Annotated in this window: 2 protein-coding genes; both read right to left on the bottom strand. The window is 66.9% G+C overall.

The genetic code is table 11. From position 1 onward, the window contains the following. Positions 1 to 688 (bottom strand): thiamine pyrophosphate-binding protein (locus MOV74_RS38110; RefSeq protein WP_246932655.1); only part of this gene is annotated, 688 nt, incomplete at its 3' end. 115 nt (positions 689 to 803) lie between these two features. Beyond that, the coding region (locus MOV74_RS38105) for a MaoC family dehydratase N-terminal domain-containing protein (RefSeq protein ID WP_246932653.1) at positions 804 to 1,443 on the bottom strand (640 nt) is incomplete at its 5' end.

Raw genomic sequence — 1,443 nt, 5'->3', positions numbered from 1 at the left:
CGACGCGCACCATCAGGTCCACCGCGCCGGCGCGGTCGACGCCTGGGCCGACGACGAGGGCAGGATTTTTTGCCGAACCGAGCGCGGCGACCAGCGCCTTCATCGGCTCGAGCTCGGGGCCGATCTCGCGGCTGACCTTGCGCGCTTCCACCGGCGCCGTCGCATGGCCCCAGTCGTCGATCGGGATCGACACGAAGGTCGGTCCGCACGGCGGCTGCATCGCGGTGTAATAGGCCCGCGCGATCGCGGCCGGTACGTCTTCGGGCCGCGCCGGCTCGACGCTGTATTTGACGTAAGGTCGTGGGAATTCCGAGGCGCGTTCGGCATAGAGGAACGCCTGCAGCGGCAGGATCGAGCGCGCCTGCTGGCCTGCGGTGATCACCAGCGGGGTCTGGTTGCGATGCGCGGTATAGATGTTGCCGAGCGCGTTGCCGACGCCGGCGGCCGAATGCAGATTGACGAAGCCGGCATTACGCGTGGCCTGCGCGTAGCCGTCAGCCATGCCGACGGCGGAGGCCTCCTGCAGCGCCAGCACATAGTCAATGTCGTCCGGCCAGTCGCTCAGGAACGGCAGCTCGGTCGAGCCGGGATTGCCGAACACCCTGTCGATGCCGAAGGCGCGCAGCAGGTCGAGGGTCGCCTGCTTCACGGTGACGGATCTGCTGCCGGTCTTGCCGTTCTTGGCCATGGTTTCCGTCCCCGAATGCTTTTATTGAGCCGTCATTCCGGGGCGCGAAGCGAACCCGGAATCTCGAGATTCCGGGCTCGATGCTTCGCGTCGTCCCGGAATGACGGTGTATCTATCACCACACCGCCGTGCCCTTCATCGTCGGCTGGCCCTCTGCGTTCGCGGTCCACAGCTCCATGCCGGCCTCGGTCTCGTTGGCGTTGATGGAGAACTCCGTGCCCTCGAACAGCGGTTGCATCCCGCGATAGGTGAACTTCTTCGGCGCCTTGCCGCCATGGAGCTTCGCCGCCATCTCGATGATGAATGCCGCCTGAAGCGGCCCGTGGAAGATCAGGCCCGGATAGCCCTCGACCTTGGTGACGTAGTCGCGATCGTAGTGGATGCGGTGGCCGTTGAAGGTCAGCGCGGAATAACGGAACAGCAGCACGGGATCGGAGACATGGGTCTCGCGGTGCTGCGCCTTCGGCGGCGGAGGCGGGGCCTTGGCGCCGGCGGGCGCGCTGCTCGTCATCTCGCGATAGACGATGTCCTGCCGCTCACGGATGGCAACGCCGCGCGGAGAGGAGATGCTGTGCTCGACCGAGACGAAGCACAGCGTGCCGGTCGAACCCGATTTCACCTGCACATCGGCGATGCGCGAGGTCCGCGTCGATTCATCGCCGACCTGCAGCGGCTGCAGGAACTCGATCTCGCCGCCCGCCCACATCCGGCGCGGCAGCGGCACCGGCGGCAGGAAGCCGCCACGGGTCGGGTGG

The organism is Bradyrhizobium sp. SHOUNA76, from assembly GCF_023006445.1.
In the GTDB taxonomy this organism is placed as follows: domain Bacteria; phylum Pseudomonadota; class Alphaproteobacteria; order Rhizobiales; family Xanthobacteraceae; genus Bradyrhizobium.
The sequence above is the reverse complement of the archived record's forward strand: the minus strand, read 5'-3'. Positions and strand labels throughout refer to the sequence as shown.